Source organism: Hominimerdicola aceti (assembly GCF_025567495.1).
In the GTDB taxonomy this organism is placed as follows: domain Bacteria; phylum Bacillota; class Clostridia; order Oscillospirales; family Ruminococcaceae; genus Hominimerdicola; species Hominimerdicola aceti.
The window spans coordinates 88886-108206 of sequence record NZ_JAOQJZ010000001.1; the positions used below are offsets into that span (position 1 = coordinate 88886).

General features: G+C 46.9%; 21 protein-coding genes and 2 pseudogenes. 10 read left to right on the forward strand and 13 right to left on the reverse strand.

Features of this window, described 5'->3' with window-relative positions; all coding sequences use genetic code 11:
• Positions 1-2: 2 nt before the first annotated feature.
• The 6 genes from OCV57_RS00535 (at position 3) to OCV57_RS00560 (ending at position 4978) form a co-directional block, all read left to right on the forward strand.
• On the forward strand, positions 3-1526 hold the full coding sequence (locus tag OCV57_RS00535; RefSeq protein WP_267300183.1) for a peptidase G2 autoproteolytic cleavage domain-containing protein: 1524 nt from the start codon (positions 3-5) through the stop codon (positions 1524-1526).
• 42 nt (positions 1527-1568) lie between these two features.
• The gene (locus OCV57_RS00540; RefSeq protein ID WP_195551124.1) at positions 1569-1919 is read left to right on the forward strand and encodes a phage holin, LLH family; all 351 of its coding nucleotides are present in this window, start codon (positions 1569-1571) and stop codon (positions 1917-1919) included.
• Positions 1920-1921: 2 nt separating this feature from the next.
• Positions 1922-2335 (forward strand): hypothetical protein, encoded by a 414-nt coding sequence (locus OCV57_RS00545; RefSeq protein WP_195551125.1) that lies wholly within the window; start codon positions 1922-1924, stop codon positions 2333-2335.
• 19 nt (positions 2336-2354) lie between these two features.
• Positions 2355-3233, forward strand: a complete 879-nt coding sequence (locus OCV57_RS00550) for a glycoside hydrolase family 25 protein (RefSeq protein ID WP_267300184.1) — start codon at positions 2355-2357, stop codon at positions 3231-3233.
• Between the two features lie 83 nt (positions 3234-3316).
• Positions 3317-3616: a hypothetical protein gene (locus tag OCV57_RS00555; protein ID WP_195551127.1), complete on the forward strand. Its 300-nt coding sequence runs from the start codon at positions 3317-3319 to the stop codon at positions 3614-3616.
• Positions 3617-3628: 12 nt separating this feature from the next.
• Positions 3629-4978 carry a hypothetical protein gene (locus OCV57_RS00560; protein ID WP_267300186.1) on the forward strand — a complete coding sequence of 450 codons (1350 nt, stop codon included), beginning with the start codon at positions 3629-3631 and terminating at the stop codon, positions 4976-4978.
• Positions 4979-4998: 20 nt separating this feature from the next.
• Here OCV57_RS00560 and OCV57_RS00565 read toward each other — a convergent pair.
• The 3 genes and pseudogenes from OCV57_RS00565 to OCV57_RS00575 all read right to left on the reverse strand — a co-directional run bounded on the left by OCV57_RS00565 (position 4999) and on the right by OCV57_RS00575 (position 7402).
• Positions 4999-6633 (reverse strand): annotated as a pseudogene (locus tag OCV57_RS00565) (recombinase family protein).
• An 81-nt stretch (positions 6634-6714) separates the two neighbouring features.
• A complete protein-coding gene (locus OCV57_RS00570) occupies positions 6715-6888 on the reverse strand; it encodes a transposon-encoded TnpW family protein (protein ID WP_205582236.1) in 174 nt (57 codons plus the stop codon).
• A 202-nt stretch (positions 6889-7090) separates the two neighbouring features.
• A complete protein-coding gene (locus tag OCV57_RS00575) occupies positions 7091-7402 on the reverse strand; it encodes a hypothetical protein (RefSeq protein ID WP_267300188.1) in 312 nt (103 codons plus the stop codon).
• Positions 7403-7803: 401 nt separating this feature from the next.
• Here OCV57_RS00575 and OCV57_RS00580 point away from each other — a divergent pair, with 401 nt between their 5' ends.
• The 4 genes and pseudogenes from OCV57_RS00580 (at position 7804) to OCV57_RS00590 (ending at position 10742) form a co-directional block, all read left to right on the forward strand.
• Positions 7804-7956 (forward strand): hypothetical protein, encoded by a 153-nt coding sequence (locus tag OCV57_RS00580; RefSeq protein WP_267300191.1) that lies wholly within the window; start codon positions 7804-7806, stop codon positions 7954-7956.
• Between the two features lie 150 nt (positions 7957-8106).
• The gene (locus tag OCV57_RS14250) at positions 8107-8778 is read left to right on the forward strand and encodes a plasmid mobilization protein (RefSeq protein WP_317244787.1); all 672 of its coding nucleotides are present in this window, start codon (positions 8107-8109) and stop codon (positions 8776-8778) included.
• Positions 8694-10277: pseudogene (locus tag OCV57_RS00585) on the forward strand (relaxase/mobilization nuclease domain-containing protein); the annotation flags it as partial. The gene OCV57_RS14250 and the pseudogene OCV57_RS00585, both read left to right, overlap by 85 nt.
• A 252-nt stretch (positions 10278-10529) precedes the next feature.
• Entirely contained in the window at positions 10530-10742 is a 213-nt protein-coding gene (locus OCV57_RS00590; protein ID WP_267300194.1) for a hypothetical protein, read from the forward strand.
• A 164-nt stretch (positions 10743-10906) separates the two neighbouring features.
• Here the strand turns inward: OCV57_RS00590 and OCV57_RS00595 are convergent, their stop codons facing one another.
• The 10 genes from OCV57_RS00595 to OCV57_RS00640 all read right to left on the reverse strand — a co-directional run bounded on the left by OCV57_RS00595 (position 10907) and on the right by OCV57_RS00640 (position 19244).
• Positions 10907-11926 (reverse strand): restriction endonuclease subunit S domain-containing protein, encoded by a 1020-nt coding sequence (locus OCV57_RS00595; RefSeq protein WP_267300196.1) that lies wholly within the window; start codon positions 11924-11926, stop codon positions 10907-10909.
• 100 nt (positions 11927-12026) lie between these two features.
• A complete protein-coding gene (locus tag OCV57_RS00600) occupies positions 12027-13646 on the reverse strand; it encodes a recombinase family protein (RefSeq protein WP_267300198.1) in 1620 nt (539 codons plus the stop codon).
• 111 nt (positions 13647-13757) lie between these two features.
• Entirely contained in the window at positions 13758-13946 is a 189-nt protein-coding gene (locus OCV57_RS00605) for a transposon-encoded TnpW family protein (protein ID WP_000427739.1), read from the reverse strand.
• Positions 13947-13960: 14 nt separating this feature from the next.
• Positions 13961-14800 carry an ATP-binding protein gene (locus OCV57_RS00610; protein WP_000200031.1) on the reverse strand — a complete coding sequence of 280 codons (840 nt, stop codon included), beginning with the start codon at positions 14798-14800 and terminating at the stop codon, positions 13961-13963.
• The gene (locus OCV57_RS00615) at positions 14797-15591 is read right to left on the reverse strand and encodes a replication initiator protein A (RefSeq protein ID WP_001205019.1); all 795 of its coding nucleotides are present in this window, start codon (positions 15589-15591) and stop codon (positions 14797-14799) included. The genes OCV57_RS00610 and OCV57_RS00615 overlap by 4 nt, the downstream gene beginning before the upstream one ends.
• Before the next feature lie 72 nt (positions 15592-15663).
• The gene (locus OCV57_RS00620; protein WP_000998386.1) at positions 15664-16050 is read right to left on the reverse strand and encodes a cysteine-rich VLP domain-containing protein; all 387 of its coding nucleotides are present in this window, start codon (positions 16048-16050) and stop codon (positions 15664-15666) included.
• Positions 16040-17707, reverse strand: a complete 1668-nt coding sequence (locus tag OCV57_RS00625) for a relaxase/mobilization nuclease domain-containing protein (RefSeq protein ID WP_009249723.1) — start codon at positions 17705-17707, stop codon at positions 16040-16042. The genes OCV57_RS00620 and OCV57_RS00625 overlap by 11 nt, the downstream gene beginning before the upstream one ends.
• Positions 17679-18077, reverse strand: coding sequence for a plasmid mobilization protein (locus tag OCV57_RS00630; protein WP_001126628.1), 399 nt, complete (start codon positions 18075-18077; stop codon positions 17679-17681). Before OCV57_RS00630 ends, OCV57_RS00625 begins: the two co-directional genes overlap by 29 nt.
• Positions 18078-18723: 646 nt before the next feature.
• A complete protein-coding gene (locus OCV57_RS00635; protein ID WP_000841357.1) occupies positions 18724-18915 on the reverse strand; it encodes a hypothetical protein in 192 nt (63 codons plus the stop codon).
• Positions 18916-19046: 131 nt separating this feature from the next.
• The gene (locus tag OCV57_RS00640) at positions 19047-19244 is read right to left on the reverse strand and encodes a helix-turn-helix domain-containing protein (RefSeq protein ID WP_001909500.1); all 198 of its coding nucleotides are present in this window, start codon (positions 19242-19244) and stop codon (positions 19047-19049) included.
• Positions 19245-19321: the final 77 nt, after the last annotated feature.

A 19321-nucleotide genomic window follows, 5' to 3' on the forward strand; every position in this document is an offset into this window, starting at 1 on the left:
GAATGTCTAAAATGAATAAGCTGATTAAGGAAAGTCAAGATAATAAAAAAACACTTGGTTACACCTATGGAACGGTTAAAAGCTACGACTCTACAAATTGTACAGCCATTGTTTCGCTATTAGAGTATAATGGTGCTGAAAAATCTTTTCTGAATAAATCAGGTGAGATTTTAAGCATGGGAGACAGTGTGTGGATCTATTTCCGTGGTGGCGGTATAAACGCTGGCTACATTGCTATTAGGAATGGCAAACCCATACCTCTAGGAAGTCAAAATTCTAGTGTAGGACGATTTGTTGAATACGTTGATAGTAATGGTCATCATCACATTTCGGAAAAGTTTAATTATTATGGCAATTCTTATTGGTATACTATAACCCCTGATGGAACAAAAAAGATTACTATTTATCTCGAAAATATTGCTCATGGTGATTATAACCATGTTGAAGGTCAAGCAAACCACTGCTACGAATATAGTTATGACAGCAATAATTATATTGATTTTTCAGAAATGAAAACTCGCAATATACCCTATCTTCGTGAAAATAGCAGTTTAAATTCCTTAACAGGTTTTAATAATACTAGCGTTGGTGGTATTTCTAATCACATCAGTGGTACGTGGAATACGTCTGAATATAGTGTGGCGGTTGAGTGTAGCGGTACAAAAAATACTATTTCCAATTCTCGTAATACATATGTTAGTGGCATAGATAATATACTAGAGGGTGTAGCTGATAGTATTGTAGTTGGTATATACAATATTGTTAAGGGTGACAAAACTAAAGACCAAATGGCAAAATATAACGCCGTGTTTGGAGAGCAAAATGATGTTCTTAATTATGATGGATGTCTTGTCGCAGGTACATGGAATAGCGCCACGGCAGATTACCAAACCGTTATAGGTATCAATGCAAAATCAACTTATGAAAGCTCGGAAAATGCAAGTATACTATTTAATATAGGAAACGGTCATGAAGAAGATGGTACTCTAACTCAAAATTCTGCAATGCAAGTGGACTTTTTAGGCAATGTTTATGCTGGCGGTGCGTACAAAACTGTTGGTGCTGACTATGCCGAATATTTTGAATGGCTTGACGGAAATGTTGACAATCAAGATAGGATCGGATTATTCGTTACGCTTGACGGTGATAAAATCAAGCTTGCAAATAAAGACGATTATATACTCGGCGTCATATCAGCTAATCCGTCTATTGTTGGTAACTCTGCTGAATTAGATTGGCATGATAAGTATAAAACAGATGTTTATGGACGGTTGATTTATGATGAGTCACACAATCCTATAGTCAGTAAAAACTATAACGATACGCTTGAATATGTTCCTCGTGGGGCTAGAAAAGAGTATAGCAAAGTTGGCTTGTTAGGACAGTTAGTAGTTCAAGATGACGGAACGTGCGAGGTCAACGGATATTGTACGGCTAGTGTGAATGGCGTGGCAACCAAGTCAGATAGTGGTTATAGGGTTATCAAACGTATTGATGAAACACATATAAAAATAATACTTAAATAGAAAGAGGGCTAACAACCCTCTTTTATTATTGGAGGAAAAGTTATGAAAGAGATTATTACTCAGATGATTACAGAGTATTTGCCTGTAATTTTAACAGCGGTTATGACGGCTATTGTCGGTTTTGTAAAATCGAAGTATACAAAAATCGCAAATGACAGCATTAAGAAAGATGTGGCGGCTACAACGGTTAAGTACATAGAACAGATTTATAAAGACGTTCACGGCACAGAAAAGCTTGAAAAGGCTAAAGAAACCATGCTTGCCCTGCTTGAAGAAAAGGGTATTAAGATTTCCGATGTAGAGCTTGTCATCTTGCTTGAAAGTGCTGTTAAGGATATGAATTATAAATCACTCACAGATTTTATTGACGAGGTTAAGAATGGCGGTGAGTAATTATGAGCACGGTTAAGGAAATTGCTACCTACTGTGGAAGTATTACAACCATTTTGGCACTGATAACAATTATTGTTAAACCAATCAGGAATAGATTTGTAGAGTGGATTTCAAAAACAAGTGGCAAAGATAATCTAAATAAAAAAATAGATAAATTAACAGCATTAGTGGAAAGACAGGTAGAACAGAACCAAAGCATGGAAACTGAGTTACAAAAACAAAGTTTGGCTTTGCAGGCTACGTTGAGAAATTCTATTTTAGCGATTTATAATTCAAGAATGAAAGAAAATAGTATTTCACTATACGAAAAAGAAAATCTTGCAAGACTATACGAAAGCTATTCATCTATTGGTGGCAATAGTTTTGTACATAATTGTGTAGACGAATTAAATAAACTACCTGTAAAGGAAGATTAATTGGAAAGGAAGTATACATATGACTATTAAGGGTATAGACGTTTCTGAACATCAGGGCAATATTGATTGGGCTAAAGTAAAAGGAAATGTAAGCTTTGTTATACTGAGAGCTGGCTATGGTGATGCTATCACATATCCAAATCAGATTGACAGAACATTTGAAAAAAATTATAAAGGTTGTAAGAATAACAATATTCCATGTGGTGTTTATTGGTATTCATATGCACAATCAGTAGAAGCAGCAAAGCAAGAGGCAAAGGCTTGTCTCAAGGTAATCAAAGGCAAAAAGTTTGAGTACCCTATTTATTTTGATTTAGAGGAGCGTTCACAGTTTAATAAAGGTAAGGCATTTTGCGATTCTATCGTAAAGGCATTTTGTGGCGAGATCGAAAAGGCAGGCTACTATGCTGGACTTTATATGAGTCGTTCTCCTTTGCAGAATTATATCTCTTCTGATGTAGCAAAGAGATATACACTTTGGATTGCCGAGTATAACAGCAAATGCAATTACAATGGTAAGCATGATATGTGGCAGTATTCTAGCATTGGCAAGATAGACGGAATTGCGGTTAGTGTTGACGTAGATTATTGCTACACAGATTTTCCCACGAAAATAAAATCGGCAAACCTGAACGGATATACTAAGACAAAGAAGCTACCAACACTTGAAAAGTCTGGCTATAAAAGGGGCAATGAGACCAGAGGTGTTCTTGCACTGAAAGAAATGCTTATCATAGCCAAGGCAAGGAAACTTCACAATGTCACACTTGATGAAAATAGTATATTTGGCGAGGGTACTGAAAAGGCTGTTAATGCTCTGCTGAAAAAGTGGGGTTATAAGCAGAATAGTGTTGCAGGTGAGAAGTTTATCAAGAAGCTTGCAAGTGCTATTAAGTAATACTAATTGTTTTTGTTTTTAAAGGGCGAGGTAACACAGCTTCGCCCTTGTTATATTTTATTTATACGAAAGGAAGATGATTTATGGCGTATTGTGCTACAAACGGAAACCTGTACGAAAATGGAAAAGCTTTTGAGCTGAAAGTTGGCATTGGTGCTGATTTTAAAGTACAGGCTTCGGGAACTGGCAGTTTTCAGGTTGTAGGAAAACTGACTCAGAATGGTGCAGAGGAAGTGCTTATGATGGTTGATTTAAGTGACTTCTCAACAGTTGATACGATTACAACAGAAAATGTTTATGCAGGAGATGTTAGTGGTTACTATAGTGTGACCGTTAAAAACGTCAAGGGTGTAAACAAAATTTGGGGAACTATAACATATTAAGGAGGTGGATTTATGGCTACAGATATTATTGCTAGAGGTATGGCGGCTAATGCTAAAAAGTCTGTCACCGAATTAGGCGATAAGGTTGAAAGCGAAAAGTGGATTGGCACAAAAGCCGAGTGGGAAGCCGTTGATAAATCCACTATAAAAGACGGCACAATTGTATATATCACTGATGATAAAACGGTGATTTTATACGATAAGGCGGAAATGGAAAAGATAGCCGCACAGGTCGCCGCAGACCGCAAAGCCGCTGAGACCGCCGCACAGACAGCACAGGCGGTGGCTGACAGTCTGCCTGAGGACTACGTGACGGCAGTCAGTAAGATAGCTGAAAATACAGCTGAAATAGGACGTATAAAGCTGACGGATAAAGAATTGACAAGACGTGTAAATGCACTGTATGACTTGGGCAACGGCATAACACACCAATTTGAAACGGACAGCGAAACGGCATATGCCAAGACAGTTCCGACAGGGGCAAAGCTGATGTCGGTGAAGAGTGTTGGTGGTAGGTCGATTGTGTTTAACCAGCTGATACCTGACAGCATAATCCATGTCACAGTAACAATTGACGAAGACGTTACCGAGGATAAATGGATTAGCCGTATCGAAGCTGACACGTCAAATATAATTAGCGCACATGGTCATAAGGTATTTGGAAAATGCGTAAAAGACGCAAGCAACCCAACTGCAAATGTTGTAGTGCGTTTCGGTGATAACAATACCAATATCTCAAACGGATACGAGTCAGAACATTCCACTGAAAAGGGAATATACCCCCTGCAACCTAGCGTTAAAAATGGTGCCCTGTATTATCGTGCATTTGCAGGCGCAACCGCAGGCACATACGGATTTACATTGCAGTTATTTGACCTCACCGCAATGTTCGGCTCAGGCAACGAGCCGAACACAGTTGAAGAGTTTGAGAAAATATTTCCAGCGGACTACTACCCATATAATGCTGGGGAAGTTGTCCGCGCTGGGGTGACAGAGATCGCTGTGGGTGATACCGCCTACCCTATCCCCGAAGCAATCAAGGCACTGCCTGGCTACGGCTGGTCGGCAGGAACGGCACGAAACTACGTTGATTATGAGAACAAAAAATACTATCAATGTGTACAAAGTGTTGATTTGGGGACGTTGACGTGGGTTGTGAGTCCCACTGGAAAAGTAAATTTTCAAACGTCGCAGGTTATAGGGCAAAAATTGACAAAAAGTTATAGCATTGCACCAAATTTCATGTGTTTAAAATATTCGACAAAAACGCAAGATGAATTGTGGGGCAAACCCAATGTGATAGGCATAACAGCTGCTGCAAAAGGCGAGTACACATATAGAACTATCTCAGGTCTTAATTGAAAGGTTGTGTAGAAAATGCTCTACACAGCCTTTCTTCTTACATAATACTGCTTGAAATCAGCCGTTGCGGTTGCTGTCACGACGTTGAAGCGGAAGTGAATATCCACCTGCTGAGTGCGGTTTGCCCTTCCGCCTTCGGGAGCGTGAACAACGATCCTGTCAATCAGTTCGTGCATGATCTCAGGGGTAAGCTCCGTGAACTCCTCATACTTCTTGACGATACCCACAAAGTTCATCACATCGTTTTTCTTCTGCTCCTTGCGGCTGATCGTTTCGGAGAGCTTGGCTGCATCGGCTTTCAGCTTGCTCTGCTCCGTTTCATATCTTGCCGACATCGTAGCGAAACGTTCATCGGAGATCTTACCCGACACGTTGTCCTCATACAAACGCTCGAACAGGTCATCAAGCTCATTGATACGCTTTTCTGCAACTCTCAGTGCCTTTCTTGCGGTCTGCATCTCACTGTCTTGTGTCGTTGCGGAGTTTTCCATTGCCCTGCGGACAAATTCGTCCTCATTGTTCCTTACAAATTGCGAGAGCTTGTTCAGCTCACCGAGGATAATTTCGGTCAGTACACAAGTCCTGATATAATGGGCAGTGCATTCGTCCGAATCGTGTGCGTAGGTGGAACACATCATATGCTCCTGATTAGGCGATAAGGTCTGCGCCCTGCCGACATAGAGAGTGTTACCGCAGTCCGCACAGTAGACTATTCCTGCAAAGGGACTTACCGTACCGCTTTTCTGCCTTCTTTTCTTGTGACTGCGTATCTCCTGCACAAGGTCAAAATCGTGCTGAGAAATAATAGGCTCGTGAGTGTTTTCAGTGATAAGCCAGTTCTCTTTCGGATTTTCATACAGCTTCTTATTCTTTTAGGACTTACGATAGGTCTTGTAATTGACCGTGTGTCCGAGGTATTCCATTCGTTCGAGTATATGAACGACCGTTGCCATTCCCCAATGCTTTGTTTTAGCGTTCTGATTGCATACGTTCATACCTTTGGAACGGTAATATGCTGTCGGTGTCGGTATGCCGTCTGCAGTCAGGATATTTGCGATCACGGTCGGACCGTTTCCCTCAATGCAGAGCTGAAATATTCTCCTTACCACAGCGGCAGCTTCTTCGTCAATGACCCATTGGTTTTTATCCGTTTCGGACTTCTTGTATCCGTAAGGCGGGTGCGTGGCAAGGGGCTTGCCTGCCTGAGCTTTTGCTTTCTGGACGGCACGGATTTTCTTGGAAGTATCACGAGCGTACCAGTCATTGAAAATATTTTTGAAAGCCATCAGCTCATTTTCGGATTTTAAGGTATCCACACCGTCATTGATCGCAATGTAGCGGACATCATAATCAGGGAACACCATTTCGATCAGTTCACCTGTTTTCAGGTAGTCACGACCGAGTCTTGAAAGGTCTTTTGTAATCACGATACCGACCTTGCCGTCCTCAATGTCAGCCATCATTGCTTTGAAGCCGTCACGTTCAAATGTTGTTCCCGAAATACCGTCATCCACATAAAACTTGGTGTTGCGGAAACCATTGTCAGCGGCGAACTTTGAAAGGATCGCCTTTTGGTTAGTAATACTATTGCTCTCCCCGTGAAGCATATCTTCCTGCGAGAGACGGCAATAGAGTGCTGTAATTTTGTCTGTAATTATTTCCTCACTTTCCGACAAAAAAACAGCAGGCTATGATATACTCAGAAAGTCGGGAATATCAAGCCTGCCGTTATCTGTTCACGCAGACTTTTCTATCTCACGGGCGATAAGCCGGTTGATAATATCTTCCAGACTTTCATCTGTATCTGAATTGAAACTGATCTTGACACGATAAGTTGTCAGACCGATACGGTACTCCGAATAGGAGCAGTCTACCTTCTCTTTCTCTATGGTAGTAGTTGTCTCTTTCAATTGTCTCCTTTCCGCTTGCGATTATCTATCTCTACACGCATAGCTGATGTTGCAGGGCGTTACTCCTGCACAATAACATTATAGCGCGCACCGCCGAGGTTTGTCCATTGGTATTGCGCCCAAACTTTTTGTCTCTGATTTGTGCGCGTAGGACACTGTTTCGGACGGTACGGCTACAATCGTTTTGTTGTCGGAATATATGTTACTCCGAGTAGGAATGATTACTTTCAGAAAAGCTCATCTGCTTGCCGTACTTCTCGGCAGAGCTATCGTCAGCCAGCTCACCGATCTGCTCATAGGTCATACCGCTTGCAGTCAGCTTACTGATAAGAGTATGCTCCGTTGTCACAGTATCGACAAGCTCCTGTCCTTCCAAGCCGTAAAGCTCAGAGAGCATATCGTAAGCGATCTGCTTGCTTTGCATAATGATCTTACGCTTACGTTCAAGGGCAGCTCTCACAGCCTTATCAGCGTTGTCAATCTTAGCCTGGTTGTCGTTCAGATTTCCACGCATTCATTTCACCTCACTTCATTTGGTATCGTAGGATACTCACATACCCCACGGTAATATTATAGCGCGCATCGAAAGCGTTTGTCTATTCGCAGTGCGCATGAACTTTGAGTAAATTTTCAAAATTCCCCAGTGTAAAATGGCGGCACTCTTACAGCCAGTGACCGCAGGAGAATAACGCTCTCCTACATATCAATACCAATATTTTCAGCCATTCGTTAAGTACCATCGAGATATTCTCCGTTATGCACAAACAGGCTATAAAAAATTCAGTAAAAGATTTCGCAGACTATGCTTAACGAAGCCGTGATTATTTTGGTAATAACTATTGAGAAGGATTTTCACCAGATTGCCGCACTCCCAGCACGATAACTGCGCCGTACCAGTTTAGAATATTGACACCGATGATGATTGAGAGCATCACGCTGGAGCGTGAGCGAGATACCGCCGACCGAAGCGGCGGTGAGAGATGTCGCATTCGCTCCACGAATTCGCTGACGGAGCATCGAAAGCCTGAGCAGAGAGATAAGCTCAGGCGGAAAAAATATGCGCCATAGCGCAACAAAAATAACAAGCATTGTATTTTGCGCCGCACAGCGAGCGAAAATACCAAATGCTTGTTGGGGACACCCCAAGCCCCGAAATGACCGCACAGCGGTCATAAAAAAATCGGCTTACGCCGAAATAAAGATAAAGGAGACACCACTATGGAAACCGAGAAAAAGAAGCGTGGCAGACCGCCCAAGCACAAGGCTATGGAGTTCGAGGGCATGACTTATGAGGGAGCTATCAATAATGCTCTGGACAAAGAGGTTGCTGCCGAGCTTGACGATACCCTTGCACACAAGTCCGAGGACGAGCTTTCCAACGATGAACGCAAGTACCTGAAACGCAAGAGGGAGAAGAAGTCCTACACGCTGAATGTTCGTTTCACGGAATCAGAAATGCAGGATATTCTTTTGAAGTGTGAGCAGTACGGGTACAAGAACAAAACCGAGTATATCCGTGACTGCGTTCGGGCGAGGGTTGATCTCACTCCCGACCGCACCGAGATCGCTGAAACCAACAGGCTTATGAAGCGCATCGGAGCGAACATCGACCAGATACTTATCAGACTTTACAGCACAGGCACTATCTATGCCGAGGATATTACCGAGATAAAGAAAGGGGTAAACGAGATTTGGCATACACTTCTATCCATACGATCAGGGCAACAGTCAGCGCAGCGATCGCTTACATCACAAACGGAGATAAGACCGTCAACGGTGTATATGTCAGCTCTTATGCTTGCCGAGCCGACAGCGCAGGAGCAAGCGAGGACTTCCGGACAGTCCGAGACAGAGGAACAGGGCGAACAAAAATCCTTGCATACCACCTGATACAGAGCTTTGCTCCCGGTGAAGTTACACCTGAACAGGCTATGCAGATCGGTGAAGAACTTTGTGACCGCTATCTTAAAGGTGATTATCAGTATGTGCTTGCCGTTCACAGCGACCGCCAGCATATCCATACACACATCATCTTCAATAATACCAATCTGTATAACGGACTGAGCTTCACCACCGAGCATAATCAGGGTAAAAAGACTGAACGTGCGTGGGCAGAACTCAGGCAATTATCGGACGAGATATGCACCGAACACGGCATATCTGTTATCTCCGAGCCTGAAAAGGGACATGGGGTATCTCACTTTGAGAGGGATATGCAGAAAGAGGGCAAGTCGTGGAAAGAAAAGCTCCGTGTCCGTATTGCAGAGGTCATGCTTTACAGCCATGACTTCAAGGACTTTCTTGAAAAGTGCAGTGAGTGCGGTATTGAATATGTGTATAAGCCGAGCAATAAGGTCAAGTTGAAATTCAGACTATCAGGTGACGGTCAACAGAAGTTTACAAGAGCCGACACTTTGGGCGCAGACTTCACCCCCGAACGTATCACCGAGCAGATAGCAGAGATACAAGAAAAGCTGTCAGCGGCGAATGTCACTCCCGATATGCTTATCGAACCGCCGAAGCCTGTTGTTGTTCCCAAGCCTGAGCCGAAGCCGACACAGACAGTCACCACACCGACAAAGCCGAAACAATCTGCCGAGCCTGAAACTATCACGGAAACGAGTGAAACCGCAAAGAGAAAAGCTGCTGCGGAACAGGTTGAGAGGTTCTTTGCAGCCCGACGAGCAAGACGGCAGGCACAGCTTGATATGCTTAACGCAACTGCTACCAAGCCTAACGAGCCGAAGCCTGAACTGCCTACCCCGACACCACAGCCAACACCTACGGAGAGTAAAGCACCTGAAAAGAAAGAAGATGTATGGGCAGAGATCAGGGGTATGCGTGATAGCGAAAAGATGATTGCTGACCTTGAAACAGGCGGTATCACATCGCTTAACGATCTCAGGGGCTTCTTTTGGAATTTCAAGCATCCTGATGACCACACGGACGAACTTGCCAAGCTGAGAGCTAAGATAGAGCCGATAGACAAGCTCATTGCGATGATGGAACAGCATTCTCAGAACTATGCTATATACAAGGAGTATCAGGAGCGTTCTGCTTTTACACAAAAGAGTTTCCGCAAGAAGAATGCTGCCGCTATCGACGCATTTGAAGAAGCCGACAAGTATATTGCCGAGCATATCAAGCCTTATTACATCAAGGGCAAGCCACCGAAACTGAGCGACCTACAGGCGATGTCTGCCAAGCTGAAAGAGAAATACAATGCTCTGGTGCCTGAGCATAATGTTTTTCTCAGAAGAAAGGCGGCGGCATCACAGTACTCCCGTCAGGTACGAAAGTATCTTGACGATCAGCGTCAGCAGGAGCGTAACAGGCAGTATCAGGAGAGAAAACGCTCTCAGCAGAGGAAGAACGACACACTTGAATGATAACAGGCTCTCTGCCGAACGGAAGTGCCCTTCAGAGCCGTCCGTAATGATTATGGGGAAAGCTGTACCCTGAAAACGCAAACGCTCCCTGAGCGTTCAGAGAGCGTATTTCGACATACGGCATATTGCACCGGGGATAATTATTCTGTTGCTGCGCCCTGCACAAAGATTATTACAGTTTCCGTGCAGAGCTGGACTCCTGCCGTCTTGTGATATATAATATAGCTACAATAAATATCACGGAGGTGCGATATGTTACATTATCCTGAATTGGCAATGCCCCGAAGCCGTACCGTCACTACTGTCTGCAACGGCAAGCGTGAGGTCTGGACGGACTATGAAGAAGCTAAGGCATATTTCCTTGAAATGATGATGTCATCGAACGGCGAGGAACATGAACGAGCTGAGTGCGTATACATTCAGCTACTTCACGGACTTGACGAGTGTAGTGATGAGGACGAGTAATCAAACAGGGCGGGTTGTTACGGCAGCTCGCCCTTGCTATGTCCTGTGACGAACAGAAACGTCCCTATGAACTTTTCAAGTTAATTAAAGTGTAATTACGTCACCAGCAGACAAACGCTCCCTGAACATTCAGGGAGCGTCATTGGAACGGATAGTATATCGGCTTATTCAGCGTTTATTACATCACTAATTATTTTATTTATTTCGTTTCTCAACTGAGAGACTTTAGTTGAGATATCAGATTGATTGTTTATTTTATCTTGTATTTCCCGTATGATCTGTTCTTGTGTAGATATTGGAATGTCAGGAATAATGATATTTCCTATTTGATCAGGATATATTTCAATTTGATTAGTAGATCCTGCGTACTCCTTCTCAATTTGATAACACCCTAATACACTCCATAAGTAATATACGAGAAATTGCTTGAGACATCTATCTTCACTGATACGTAGTATGGTTACATGACCATCGGCAAACATATCTATATCATGATTCATCAAATCAACTTTTCCAATAGACGGTTTTCCTGTTGAAGCAATTAATATATCTCCTTTAGCTACCTGCGCTAATGGTTTAGAGTCAAAAAATGCTTTAGTAACGAATTCTTCTTCCGTGATCAATACTTCACCATTTTTTAAGTGCGCGGTTTTAACAACGGGAATTTCTCCATCGGGTACATATGTAGGAGACTTGCCACGATGTATTTCTTCTGAGACAATTTCGTTTATGGTATAATAACCGTATTTCTTCACTATTTCTTCAAGTTCTGAAAAAATAGGAGTTACAGAACGAGCTGAAAGGCGAATAGCACCAGTCTTAGATAATTGAGATAAAGACGAAGTGAAAGTCGAAAAATGAGTATTCATTGACGACTGAGTGCCGAATGTCATACCTTTATGCAGTTTGTTTCGTAACTCAGAATCAAGTGAAAAGTGACGGCTGAATACCTCATCTACGATGATTTGAGTATCAACTTTTTGAGAATTAAGTGTTATAATTTCAGCTATGATAGCCTTGATTTTCTCGTTTGCTGTTTCAATCAAGTCTTTTTTTATTACAGGAACACATATTTTAAGGAATTCCGTAGGGTTCACTCGCTTATGAGATGGAGTCTTTCCTGTTTCTAAGCACCTATAAGCATTTCGCATCTGCGGCATAAGTAATAGATAAAGGTAAAACAATCCGTTTGTATTTGCTAATGTGCGATAAAGAAGTAATAGAAGTGTAAAAAATTTTGCCGTTCCTATCCGGCACTTAGGGCTGTGTCGGATAGGTCAGGCGTTAGGCTTCCGGCAAGTCTATCTTGCCGACAAAGCTGTAATAAATCTCAATGTCCTGCCTGCGGGTGCCGTTCTCGTCATAGCTGCACTCATGCACGACGATTTTCTCAATCATTTCCCGCAAGAGGGTGGGGGTCAATTCTTCAAAAGCAAGGTGCTTTCTCACAATCCCCATGAATTTCTCGGCGTTGACGGTGGCGGCCTGCGACTTGGAAAGTTCCTCCTGCAAAGCGGCAGCCCGGTCTTTCAGTTCCCGCTGCTCCTGCTCATAGTCCGCCGACAGCTCCATGAAACGCTCGTCGCTGATTTTGCCGCTTACATTGTCCTCATACAGCCGCTTGATAATGCGGTTCACTTCGGCAATGCGTGTCTGGGCCTGTTCAAGCTGCTTCGTGGCTGCGGCGGTCTTTCTCTTGCCGCCGATTTCGTTCTGCTGGATGAGCAGCTTTACAAAGCGGCTCTCATGCCTGGCGGCGTATTCCGTCACTTGCCGGAGATTGGAAAGCACGCCCGCCGTCAAAAGGTCGGTGCGGATAAAGTGTGCCGTACAGTCACGGGTACGCTTCTTGTAGCTGCCGCAGATATAACAGTCCTGCTTGCGGTTCTTGTTCTGATACCGCTGCTGATACAGCACATGGCCGCAGTCGGCGCAGAACAGCATACCAGAGAACAGCCCCACTTCATCATAGCGGTTCGGGCGTTTTCGCTGCTTGCGTAACTCCTGCACACGCTCCCATGTTTCCGTGTCGATAATCGGCTCATGGTGATTTGGGAAGATAGCCTGCTTCTCGATGGGGTTCTCAACGCTGTGCTTGACCTTGTAAGAGGGCTTCTCCGTCTTGAAGTTTACCAGACAGCCAGTGTACTCCCGGTTTTCCAGCAGATGGACGACGGTGTTTGTCGCCCACTTGCACCCATAGCCGGGGTGGTAGCGTCGGGTGCTGCCCGTCCTGCGGTATTCCAGCGTCCCCGGCGTGGGGATTTGCTGCTCCGTCAGCATACGGGCAATCTTGGTCGGGCCATTTCCCGCAAGGCAAAGCTGGTAAATCTGCCGGACAACCGGGGCGGCTTCCTCGTCAACGATATAGTTCTCGTCCTTGTCCATGAGATAGCCATAGACTGGCTTGCTGGTTACAGGCTTGCCGCTCATGCCTTTTGCTTTCTTTACTGCCTTGATTTTCTTGCTCGTATCTCTCACCAGCCATTCGTTAAATAAGTTCCGCAGAGGGGTAAAATCATTGTCCATGCCGCCGTTTGCGCTGTCCACGTTGTCATTGACAGCGATAAAACGCACGCCCTTTTGAGGGAACAGCATTTCCGTGTAAAATCCCACCTGCAAGTAATTACGCCCCAGCCTGCTCATGTCCTTGACTATGACGGTGCCGACTTTCCCGGCTTCAATGTCTGCAAGCATGGCTTGAAATCCGGGCCGCTGGAAGTTCGCACCTGAGTAGCCGTCGTCGGTGTACCAGCGCAGATTGGTAAAGCCGTTCTGCTTGGCGTAGGCTTCCAAAATCCGTTTCTGGTTGGAAATGGAATTGCTCTCGCCTTGCAATTCGTCCTCATGGGACAATCTCGGATAAAGGGCGGTAATGAGGTTTTGGGTGGCTTGTCTTAACATAAAATCCTCCGTTTCCGACAGCCAGCCCCACTATTCCGTGGTTTCATTGTACCACGGAACAGGGGCGGCTGTACAGCGGTAAAAGTGATAAATCTGCTTCTTTACAGCTTGTCAAATCGCCTTTTTTTGTGTAGCAGCGGCTTCCGCTTCCAGTACCCTCGCCATCTTGTCGGCGGCGGTGCTGGTGGTGTCTTTCTTGAAAAAGCCGGACACGACAAGAACGGTATTCCCCATGCGGATTTCCGTCACGCAGTCGGGGCGGCGGGTGGTACGGTGGTCGTGCTGCTTGATATTCTCCATAGGCAATACTCCTTTCATTCAGCCAGCAGTTTCTTCATGGTTTCCATTTTCCGCTTTGCGGTTTCCTGCCGGAAGTTGACGCCAGTAAAGCGTATCGGGACGCACATGGACAGCAGTCGGTCATAAATCCGGGAATGGGCCGTGTCTGTCGGCTTTTTCAACTCGTCCAGCGGGCGGTTGGTGGTGGCGATCAGCGGCTTGTTGCTGCGGTATCGGGTATCAATCACATGGAATACCTGTTCCAGTCCATAGTCGGTGCCACGCTCCATGCCGAAGTCGTCAATGATAAGCAGCGGATAGCGGCAAAGGCGGGAAATATACTCATTCCGGCCTGTAAAGCCGGGAGAGAGGTCGCCCAGGATAACGGCGAAGTTCGTCATATATACGGGGACTTCTTTCTCCATGAGGGCGTTTGCGATACAGCCCGCAAGGTAGCTTTTCCCGTTGCCGACGTTCCCCCAGAACAGGCAGCCGATGTTTTCGGCCTGCATTTCTTCCCAATGCTCCGCATACCGCCGGGCAATCCCGGTCTGCGGGTTTCTGCCGTTGTCGTTCTCGAATGTCCATTGCTGCATGGCTGAGTCGGCAAAAGCCCTCTGTTTCAGATTTTCCACGGCTTCCACATGGCGGCGGTGTTCCTCGGCGGCCTGCCGCTGCTCACGGGCGGCTCTCTGGCAGTCGCACTCTGCCGGGTGGCGGTCACGGCCAAACAGCTCCTTACCCTCCGGGAAGTAGGCTTCTTTCGGCGTATGGCACTTTCCGCAGTAAAGCAGTCCGTCCTCGCCGATATAGTCCTCCATCTCCGGGGCGGCGGTTGTCATGTTCTCCAAAATATCTTTGATTTCACTTGTCATAAGCTTTCTCCCTCCATACAGGTATAGTCGGGGATGCCCTGTTTTACGGCTCCCTTTTTGTCATTGGCCGCCCATCTGTGCAAGGCGGCGGCATAATTCTGGTAGGCTTTCCCGCTGGCGGCAAGGTAATGGCTCATTTCCTCAATCAGCCGTTCCAGCCTGTCCGGGTATTCTGCCTGTAACTCGTCATATTCGTCCTTTGACAGAAAAATATTCTCATATCGGCCATAAGCTGTGGGCGGCTCCCCACTCGCTCTCATTGTTTGGTTCTCTATTAAGTTGTTTATATTAGTTTTGTTAGGGGTCGGTTTTCCGACCATCATAGGGTCGGTTTTCCGACCGTCATAAGGTCGCTTTTCCGACTGTATGAGGGTCGCTTTTCCGGCCATCAGTTGGTCGGAAAACCGTACCACTGGGACAGGCGGCACTTTCACATAAAGCCGATTGGGTGCGGAGAAGCCCCGCCGTTCCCGTTCTAAAAGCCCGGCTGCGTCCAGTTCTTTCAAGGCTCCCTTGATGGCGGTACAACCCTTGTCCAGCATTTCCGCTATCTCCGCAACGGGGTAGACAATGAATATCCTGCCCTCGCCGTCCTGCCAGCCGTTCTTCTGTGACAGGGTGGAGCGGTCTAATAAAAGCGCATACAGCAGCTTGGCGGTCTGTGAAATCTCCATTTTCAGCAGGAAACGGGGGTATGGAAGATAGGCGGGCAGCGTGGTGTCTGCCCTGATATAATCAGCGATAGTATCACCTCCCTCTGTGTTGTGTCGTTTTTGGGCTTTGTCACGCATTAGGACGGCATTTCCGGGGGGAAAGGATAAATGTATCGCATACCCTTTGACACCCACGAAAAAAGCCTTGATTTATGCGGGTTTGAAAGGCTCTAAAGCGTGACATTTCTGCCTTTGTTTCCGCTTTCTCTCGGCGGCTTTGCGTTTCTTCATGCACCCGGCGCAGCCGGGGCAGTATTTCCCCCGGTTGGATTTGGGGACAAAGGCCGCCCCGCAGACCGCGCAGCGTTTCCGGCTCCCCCGGTACAAGAGGGCTGCGGCCAGCTCCCCGTCAAGGGGCAGGACAGCCACACGGAACCAGCGGCACATGAGGGAATAGGAAATGCTCTGGACGCACACGCAAGGCTCCCCGTCGTCTAACAGCAGGCAGTTCCCCTCGTCGTAGTTACAGCACTCATGCACAAGGCGGCGGGCTGCCTGGTGCTGGCGGTAGTCCATGCGGGACGGCTTATCGTTCATGGCTCTGCTCCTTTCTGCGGTGCGGCTCTTCCCGGCGCAAAATCTGGTCGATGTTCCGCTTGACGGTCTGCAACTCCCTGAACCGCTGCTTCTGTTCGTGATAGGTGTTGTACAGGCCGTCTTTCTCGGAGATAAGCTGCTCGATCTCGGCCTGCAACGCTTTTCGGCCGGGCAGCTTGGTAAGCCCCTGTGCCTTGAAATACCGGGCGGCGGCTTCGGCTATGATAAAATCGCTCTCGTTTGCCTGGCGGTATGCGGCGCGGGCTTTCTCGGATTTCTGCGCTTTCAGCCCCTCGCGGATGGGCTTGGTCTTGGCATAGGCAAGTACCTGTTGCCGCAACTCCCTTTTCCCTTGCAGCTTCGTTTCCAGTGCTTTCAGTTCGCCGCTGGTCTGGCGCATTTCCTGATAGGCGGTAGCAACGGCGGCTTCAAGCTGTTCCGGGGAAGAAAAGCCGTACTGTTGGTAGATGGTCAGGGTCTTGGCGGCCTGTTTCAGATTGTGTATCTTCGCCCATCGTTCATAGCCTTTGCCCTTGCCCTCGGCCATCTTCTGCTCAATGTCCACAAGCCGCTGCACACTGTCCTGTCTGGGGTCGATTTTCCCTGTCTTTTCGCCCTGTAAGCGGCCTTTCCCGGCGTGTAGGTATTCGGGTATGGCTGCGGTCTGTTCGGCGGCTCTGGCGGCTTGGTGCTGCGGGGTGTAGCGAACCGTTACGCCCCTCTGGGCGTTCTGCTCCAAAACGGCAAGGACGGCGGTGCGGTCAAAGTCGCCGCCCAGCTTCCGGGCGGTGATAGGCTTCGTCCTGTCTGGCGTGAGGTAGGACAGCCGCCCCCGGCTCTCCTTGACGGTCACACCCTCCCGCAACAGCAGAGAGGAAAACTCGTCAAAGCTGGCAGCGGTGGCAAGGGCTTTCCGTAGGGTCTGCCGCAGCTTCTCCTTGTTCGTTTCAAACTTGGTCTGCCGGGGCGTGATACCGCCTGCAATCATGGGGGCGTTCTGCTTGTCCAGTGCGGCCTGTCCCTTTTTCTGCGCCCAATATTCCCGGTCTGTGACACGGTTCTTGCTGCCGTTCAAGAGGTCGATTTGGTAAAGTCCTTCCCGGTGGCACATCTCCATGACCTCGGACTTGAAGTAGCGTAGGGCTGCGTCGGTGCAGCGGTGCTTGCACCCGGCTTTCGTGTCCGCTGGCCTGTCCATGTAGGGCAGGAACGGCACTTCCTCTATCCGCAGGCTGTTAATGACGATATGCACATGGATGTTGCCGCTGTGGTTATGCCCGTCCGGGTGGGTGCAGACAAGGGCCTGATGGCCGGGGAAATGCTCTTTACAGAATTGCTCCCCCAACGCCTGCGCCCGGTCTACGGTCAGGCCGTTGTCCGGCCCGTCCCGTGGGTCAAAGCTGATGATATAGTGGTGGCTTTTCACATCCTCCCGCCGCTGATTTTTCTCATAGCGGAGATTGGAGCGCATACACGCAACGGCAAAATCCTCGCCGCCGCAGTTCAGCGTGGACAAGCGATAATCCTCACGGGGGATAAGCCTGCCGTTTTCATCAAGGACGGGCTTCATAGTAAATTCGTCATGCTCAAAGAGCAGGTATTGTTCGGCGGCTCCGTAGTCGGCGTTCTTAGAGCCTAAATGCTTGAGTGTTGCCAACGGCGTCACCTACTTTCTTTAGGACTTCATACTTGAGGGCGGCAAGGTCGGCGGCCGCTTCCCGCAATTCCTTTGCCATAGCCGGGTAGGGGCTATGCCACTCGTTGAGGGTGCGGGCAATCTGGTTGAGATTGCCGCCAATCCTGCCGTACTCGGCTGTGAGCTTCCCGACAGCGGAGAGCAGCTCGTCATTGACTGACGACACATGGAGTACGGGGCGTATGGTAGTGCGCCGGATGGCCTGCCGGAGAAATTCGGACTGACTGATACCATAGGGCGCAAGCCGTTCTGTGAAGTCGGCGTATTCTTCATCGGTCAGCCGGGTTTTCACAACATGGCTGCGGTGGGGGGTGTTGTATCGCTTCGGCATGGGCTGTAAACCTCCTTTCACTTATCACAAAAAATGGGCTGGTCTGTTAGCTATTTTCGGGGCATTTCCTGTCTGCCGGACAGAAATATTTTTGCGGCGTAAGCCGCATAGCAGGGTTTGGGGAAGGCACTCCCCAACAAGTTTCCCGCGAGGGGCAAAACCGCAGAATTGCGGATTTTGGCACCGTGGTAGAAACTTGCTCTAAGTAAGCCGTAGATTTCCCCTTGCACTTACTACTCGTATAGCTGCCGCCTGTTTTGGCCGGATTTCTGCAAAAATCTTACGGCGTGGGGCGATTTTTACCCGCAGTTCTTTCTTTCCGCTAAAGATACATTTCAAAGGCCGCCAGCTACCCGCTTGCCGGGAATTTTCTCAAATTTTCCTTTGCCTTAGAAATACAGAAAATGCAGATTTGGCTACCGCCGCAGAAAATTTTTTGTTTCCGGCTTCACCTACCTACTACGGATGACTTTGCGATTTTGCCAAACGGATAAAGAAAAAAGCAGCAAATCTTTTTCAGACTTACTGCTTTCGCTGGCCGCCGATGGGCGGTGGATATTCAGTTTTGAAAGTTCAGGTCAGGTTGGCCCGATGATGGATAGCACAATAAATTCCTGTTTTCCCTTTAAGGCATTGTGCATTTTTTCTATTTCTCTTGATGATTATTTTTTTCATAATCAATCAATGTACCTATAACAATTCCAATCAACATTCCGATACCTGCACAAATAGAAATAGCAAAAAGATTTTGCAAAAACGCCCATGCCAACACACCTATGCAACCACCGACAATAAATCCTGTTAATAAGCCAATAGTTAAGTATTTATTACTTTTCATATTGCTATATCTCCCCTAAAAGTATATTTGTCGTTGGTTCTATTATACTATGACCTGCTTCCTTTAGGAATAGATGAATTGTAAACTGGCTGGAGTGAAACCGCTAATGACAGCCAGTGTTTGTTCTTTGTTTATCGGTCAAAGCGAAATTTGAACAGGGCGGCAATGAGCTGTTGCTTTATATGTTCCTCAACTTCGGCGTTGACTTTCCCGTGTACTTTGGAACAGTAGCGGATATATCCGGCATAGTGGGAAAGAATGGTGTCGATTGCGTCCGGGTCGCCCTCATGGGCTTTGACGATTGTTTCATAGGGGAGAAGTTTACTCATAGTCATTTCCCTCCATGAGCCGCCTTAACCGCTGCAAGGCAAGCCGGATATGCCGCCCCGCTGTGCTGCGTGTCCGG